Annotated in this window: 6 protein-coding genes; all 6 read right to left on the reverse strand. The window is 38.5% G+C overall.

Annotated features, from left to right (window positions below; all coding sequences use genetic code 11):
- Positions 1-149 precede the first annotated feature (149 nt).
- Positions 150-1,529 carry a 2Fe-2S iron-sulfur cluster-binding protein gene (locus AC33VI_RS00465; protein WP_491780306.1) on the reverse strand — a complete coding sequence of 460 codons (1,380 nt, stop codon included), beginning with the start codon at positions 1,527-1,529 and terminating at the stop codon, positions 150-152.
- A 170-nt stretch (positions 1,530-1,699) separates the two neighbouring features.
- Positions 1,700-2,197 (reverse strand): TniB family NTP-binding protein, encoded by a 498-nt coding sequence (locus AC33VI_RS00470; protein ID WP_491780307.1) that lies wholly within the window; start codon positions 2,195-2,197, stop codon positions 1,700-1,702.
- Positions 2,198-2,517: 320 nt separating this feature from the next.
- Complete coding sequence (locus AC33VI_RS00475) at positions 2,518-4,122, reverse strand: hypothetical protein (protein ID WP_491780308.1); 1,605 nt, start codon at positions 4,120-4,122, stop codon at positions 2,518-2,520.
- Between the two features lie 20 nt (positions 4,123-4,142).
- Entirely contained in the window at positions 4,143-4,604 is a 462-nt protein-coding gene (locus AC33VI_RS00480) for a cation transporter (RefSeq protein ID WP_491780309.1), read from the reverse strand.
- A 676-nt stretch (positions 4,605-5,280) separates the two neighbouring features.
- Positions 5,281-5,877 (reverse strand): 3-isopropylmalate dehydratase small subunit, encoded by a 597-nt coding sequence (gene leuD / locus AC33VI_RS00485; RefSeq protein ID WP_491780310.1) that lies wholly within the window; start codon positions 5,875-5,877, stop codon positions 5,281-5,283.
- Between the two features lie 94 nt (positions 5,878-5,971).
- Positions 5,972-6,480: calcium-binding protein (locus AC33VI_RS00490; RefSeq protein ID WP_491780311.1), on the reverse strand; the 509-nt coding region annotated here is incomplete at its 5' end.

The following is a 6,480-nucleotide window of genomic DNA, read 5'->3' on the forward strand; positions in this document are numbered from 1 at the left end:
AACCTGTATTAATTGGTCGTTGAATAATGTATCCATATTGTTAGGAAATTAGATGAAAGCAACCCGCACCCAATCTAATCTTAGATTTGATAAATCGCCAGTTTATTCTAACGACTATAGATTAATTATCTATTGTCAAGACAGGTTGACTATAAATCCAAAACAATTTTCTGGGTTTTAGGTTGAGAAATACAAATTAGTACTTCCCCTTCATCGGGTTCGCCACCTGGTTCTTCGAGATATTCTACTTCTCCTTCTTTTAGTTGACACATACAAGTCAAACAAACTCCCTGACGACAGCTAAATTCGGGATTGATACCGTTAGCCTCGGCAAATTCTAAAAGAGTACCATCTTCACTATTCCAGGTTACGGTTTTATTAGATTGGGCAAAGACCACTTCCGCACTGGCGAGCGCGCCTTCATTATTGTTAGCAGCCTTAGCCTTACCTTTGGTTTTACCACCACCAAAAGATTCAAAGAATACTCGATCTTCCTCTACTCCTAACTCATTCAATCCTGCTTGGAGCGAATCCATAAATGCAGGAGAGCCACATAAGAAATATTCTGCTACTGTTGAGCCATTGTGAGTCGAGGCAATTTCGGGAATAATTGTTTCGGCTAGCAACTGTTTGTCCGCATAACCTTGACTGTGATATTTCCCTTCATCTTCAGGGCGGGGGCGACTATAACGATAATGAATATGAAGATGGGGATGAGACTGGGCAATTTGATTTACCTCGTCGCGACAGGCATGATACTCTCCATTGCGCGCCCCGTGAATAAACCAGACATGACGTTGAGGATTTTTTCTAGCTATGGCTTTTGCCATGGCAATCATGGGAGTAATCCCCACACCGTTACTAATTAAAATTGCAGGAAGGGAATTATCAACTTCAAGATAAAATTTACCGCTAGGAGGTTTGCAGGGAATTATCGAACCTTCTGTAATGCGATCGTGCATGAAATTGGAAGCTACCCCAGGAGGAACATCTAAACCTTTGGGAGAACCTTCTCGCTTGATCGATAGGCGATAGTAGTCTTGAGATTCGGGGTAATCTGAAAGAGAATATGTGCGAATTACAGGTCGTTCTTGTTCTGGAATATCTAGTTTGATAGTTAAAAACTGACCTGGCAGAAAATCTGGTAGTTTTCCCCCATCGACTGGTTGAAAATAGAAGGAAGTTATCTCTTGACTTTCTGGTTGTTTGTTAACAATTTTGAAATCTCGCCAATTTTGCCATGTATCGCGATCGAGATTATTTTGTTGGTTGTGTTTAATTTGCTTGCTGGGGGCTGGAGATTTATCTTTAATGGCAAAACCTACTCCCGCACCAACTGCTAAAGCTAAGAGGGAAGCATAAATTCCTGTTTGATGAGCTTTTTGACTGGCGGATTGGTCTTTATTTTTAGGATCTACGGTAAATGCGATCGCGACTGCTGCAATCAAAATAGCCATTGCAAAGGACGCACTTGCAGCAGTAATACTTCTCAGAAAAGGGTTGTTAATCTTACCAAGACTACTCAACATATATCATTTTGTTAGATGCTTCATTTTGACCTTAACAATGAATCGGATAAAGCAATCGTTTATTTAGATCGATTTAATTTTTATTGATAATTTTCTAATTTTAATTTAATGTAGCGTAGCCTAATCGTGACAACTCAACACTTTGTGCCTTTCTTCTATTCTTTAATCTATTATGATGAAATTGTGGAACAACTAGCGTTAAGTTTATCCCAATGAGATATTACAGGATGATTTAACAGTTGAGCGGCGGTCATTTTTTGTTGCTCGCCCGCTAGAATGACCCCTATATTACAATCAGCGAATATTTTTAATAGATTCTCTAAAGTATCTTGAGGATATAAATAACAGTTATCGATAATTATGATGTTTAATTCAGCATCTTTAACGACCTCCGAGAAAGATTTTTTTGATTTATCTTGAGGGTTATTGCCTAACTTAGCAACTAATTCTTCTCCCAGAGTATCTAAAAACTGTAAAGTAGTTTCTTGAGGAAAGGCTTGATAGTAAATAACTGGGGTTTGAAATTCGCGATCGCAATTTTCAATAAAATTTTGGATAATATCAAAGCTATTGATTTCTGGATTTGCCAACAAAATTCCACAATCTCTACTAATCATTTTGGCTTCTAACCAGTTTGAAATTCTAATTATTTTAATAGATTTTTTCATAATACTTCTCAATTTTATTATAAATTTTTGCTAGTTATTTTTATTCGCCCGCAGCAGTTTTTATTAGTAAAAAATAATTATTGACTGAGTTTTTACACATTTAGTTTAAGCTGCCTTATAAGATCGGTCATCAGCCATTTTGCCGATCTTGACCTAAAATACTAGTAAATATTGATATTAAGCTGTCTATTTTGAAAATATAAAAATATCTTAAATGAATCAGACTAAAAATAACTCACTGTAACTTTTAGGAACAGAAAGAAACTTTTTATTACTACTAGTTGTTATTTTTTGTTGTTGTTTTCCCCTAACTTAAATTTTCAATCTAGCTCAAGTTTTCTGGTTAAAATCAAAGGTTCTTCTGAATTTAGCTTTTTGAGCCGATCGCTTAAATCTAAATTGGGCTGGAGTTGCCCTGGTTGGAAGGTACGACTCATGACTACATAAATAGAAGTGCGATCGCAACCCAGATCCGCTGTCATGACTTCCGACCAAGACTTTGCTGTCAAGCAATCTGTAATTTCCCAATAACTGCCTTGCCACTGCAAAGAGCGACAAAACTGAAAGGGTGCGTCTTCTTTGCCAGTTATCAAGATTTTTTGTAACAACTTGCGAATTAAATTGGGGAAAAAGCGTCCCAAAGATAACATCACCAAACGCAAAATAATTAGGTTGAAAGAATTCATTTGTTTTTGTTTTGCCCAGCCCAAGTTACCAGCGATCGCAATTTTATCTGATTGTAATTCTAGTTGATAATCATCGATCAGATGTCCCACAGCATTTTTAATTTTTTGTCCCTGTTGGACGAGCAAAGAAAATTGACTGTCAGAAATCACTAATTTATTGTCACGAAATAACTTAAACACCCCACCTTTATTGAGGGCAATGTATAATTCCGTATCTTCTCGACGATCGATTAAAATCCCTCCTTGTGGTAAATAAATCCGTCCTTGAGGACGAGGTTGTAAGGGAGGGCGCGGGGAGATAAAATCCCGCCAAGCTAGAAGATAATTCCAAGTATGATGTCCGATAATGCGATCGTCGCTATAGCAAGCACCCAAACCATTATTCAATCCCTGCAAAAAGCGATCGTTAACATTTAAAGCAATGGGCATCCACTTGCCCACTAGTTCAAAACCGTGGGGAAAAAAATTATAAGTATTGCGACTAGTATATTCCCCTCCATAAGAGCCGTCAGGATGAACGAATTGGGCGCATAATTCTACAGCTTTGGCGATCGCTTGTTGGAGTTGTTCGGTGGGGTTTAATTCATAAATTCGAGCCAAACAGGAAATAGTTAAAGTCTGATAGCCAGGATCGCACCCTTCGTATTCGGCAAACCAACCTTCTGGATGCTGCCACGACAAAACTCTTGCCAGACGCTCTTGTATGTATCTATCCCAGCGTTTGCTTCCTAATAGATTGCTCAATAATTTTAAACAAAGCACAATCAGAGCTTCGTGATTGCTCAAACGTCCGCTTTCTCGGTGTTGTGCCAGCCAATCTGCTCTACGAGTAAAAAAATCTAAAATAGCAGCATTATCTAGCTCCATCAACTTATAGCTTTCAATACAAGCGAGTAAAGAAAAAGCCGTTGCCCCTGCTGCTCTTTCATAGGGAAAATAATCATCGCAAGAGCCATTGCTATGACTGCTTTTAGCTGCATAGAGAATTCCTGCTGCTACCCATTCTTTAATTGCAGGTTGTTGATAAAAAATATTATTGGTTAGATGGCAATGATATGCCAATGCTAAAGGATAAACAAATTCCTGAGACATTCCCGCAGGAAAATCAATTACCTTATACTGCCAGAAAGTGCGATCGAAGCAACCATAAGTCGGACTATGGGGATTGCGATCGAGTAAAGTGAGGATTTTGGGAATTTGTTTTAAAGCTTCATGGGCGAATAAATCTCTATGACTCATAGATAAGATTAATTTTTGAGTTAAGAACGAAGTTTAGCTGGGCTAAAGTTTCTCAAGCGTAAAGCATTGGTGACTACTGAAACAGAACTAAATGCCATGGCAGCCCCTGCAATAATTGGATTGAGCAACCAGCCAAAGATTAGAATTAGACTAATTACCCCGCCAACAACTATCTTGCGAATTAAATGACGAGATTCGGCTTTTTGAGCTAATTTTTCCGTATCGTCTTCTTGAATTAAAATATCTTCTTCTTGCAGAGGAGACGCACCATAGCCCGCCTTGGCTACGGCATTTTGGATGTCTGCAATAGTAACTTGTTGGGGATTATATTCTACAGTGGCTTGTTCTACACCAAAGTTAACCCGACATTCTTTTACCCCAGGCACATTAATTATCGCTTCTTCTATACTATTGGCACAAGCAGCACAACCCATTCCCCTTAGTTTGAGATTTATTTTTTTGAGATTACTGGTAGAATTCATTTTCAATTTGTGGGATTGCGATCGGCTAATGCTTTGCTTTCCCTAGTTAACTCAGCTACACAGTAAGTTTAAACTCTCTAGTTAGCTCTAGAGTCAAGAAAAATTTATTTTTAGTATGATGAGGTAATTAATGTTCAATGTTTGGTCATTGGTGACAAGTTAAGCTAATTTATCTTTAGTCAACTACTATCGATAGTTTTATTCATAAGTTTTTAATATTTACTGATATTACGCAAAAGCTGTAACTAGAAGATAAAGCCTCTAGGCTCTAGGCTTTAGGCTTTAGGCATTAGTGACAAGTTAAGAAAAGAGTTATTTCGTCAAGCACTACAGATAGTGTTTTGTTTATTTGATAACCCCATATGTAGATCGAGAGTGTTTTAAGAGCGATCGCTTTAAAATAAGAAGAATAGATTTTAAATGCTTCAAAAGCTGATAGCTGATAGCTGATAGCTGATAGCTAAAAACCGATTGACAAACGGTACAAAGCGTTAAGTTGTCACGATTAGGCTTTAGGACAGTTTTCGGATCATAGAACCTGACTTAGATGAAAACTGCTGTATTACTTATTACTTATTACTTATTACTTATTACTTATTACTTGAAAGCGTTTGACTTTAAACACAAAGCGTTAAGTTGTCACCAATGCCTATTACCCACTACCCACTACCCATCCTTAGGCTTTCTGCCAGCTAATATAAGGCAACTTAGTGGCAGTGGTTTTAATACTGTCTCGATTGTTAACCAATTGTCCGCAGTTATCCCAAGTACCTTCAAGGAACATTTGACGAGAACCTTCATTCATGGCAACAGATACGTTAAGGTTATCGCCTTTTACTTCCATAGTAGTTAAATCTACAGTTAATTCAATATTAGGATTTTGGGCGATCGCATTTTGTAGTTTTTTCACATCTTCAGGAGCAGCGATCGCGCAGGGTACGCCAATGGCAACGCAGTTACCAAAAAAGATTTCGGCAAAACTTTGACCGACAATTGCTTTAATTCCCCATTTGGCAAGGGCTTGGGGCGCGTGTTCCCGAGAAGAACCACAACCAAAGTTGTTATTTACGACTAGAATAGTTGCAGCTTGATTTTCGGGGCGATCGAAAGGATGTTCCCCATTAGATTGGGCGCGATCGTCGGCAAAAGCGTGTTCTCCCAAACCGTCAAAAGTTACGCAACGCAAGAAACGGGCGGGAATAATTCTATCTGTATCGATATCGTCTCCTACAACAGAGATAGCTTTGCCTGATATTGTTTGAACTTCACTCATATTTTTAACGTCAGTGTCGGGTGGGACTATTTTATTAAAAAAAGCGATCTCTCGTAAATAAGGCGATCGCTTTAATCTATTTAATTAACTACAATTAAGCAATAACTGAAGAATCTTCCCTAATTAAAACATCTAAATCTAATCCTGCATCCAAACTAATTACTTCTAATCCATCAACCGAAACTAAGCCAGTTTGGGCATTGTAATCGACGTTAGTAGTACCAATAAAGACTAGAGAATCCCTATCTATCTCAAAATCGAGAATGACATCAACATCTCCTGCAACAAATTGATCGGCAAAAAACTCATAGATATCGCTTCCTTCCCCACTAATTAAAATATCCGAACCTTCGTTACCAACAACGACATCATCTCCCGCCCCTCCACGAACAATATCGTCTCCCGCACCACCAAACATAAAGTCCGTGCCTTCTGCACCCATGATGTTATCCACACCACCGCCAGCAGAAATAATGTCTACTTCATCTCCACCCACTGCTACATCATTGGTATCGGGAAATAGTAGGATATTGGTTTGGTCTTCTTGCCCCGCAGCATATAATCCGCCACCTTCTTGAGGAGTATCAAAAAAAGCTGCCCCTG

It is taken from the genome of Waterburya sp. (assembly GCF_058530065.1).

What these genes read in the sequence shown, in the direction of transcription:
- AC33VI_RS00470 (WP_491780307.1), bottom strand. Translation starts at nt 2,197, where the DNA reads ATGAAAAAATCTATTAAAATAATTAGAATTTCAAACTGGTTAGAAGCC.
- AC33VI_RS00465 (WP_491780306.1), bottom strand. Translation starts at nt 1,529, where the DNA reads ATGTTGAGTAGTCTTGGTAAGATTAACAACCCTTTTCTGAGAAGTATT.
- AC33VI_RS00475 (WP_491780308.1), bottom strand. Translation starts at nt 4,122, where the DNA reads ATGAGTCATAGAGATTTATTCGCCCATGAAGCTTTAAAACAAATTCCC.
- AC33VI_RS00480 (WP_491780309.1), bottom strand. Translation starts at nt 4,604, where the DNA reads ATGAATTCTACCAGTAATCTCAAAAAAATAAATCTCAAACTAAGGGGA.
- leuD (WP_491780310.1), bottom strand. Translation starts at nt 5,877, where the DNA reads ATGAGTGAAGTTCAAACAATATCAGGCAAAGCTATCTCTGTTGTAGGA.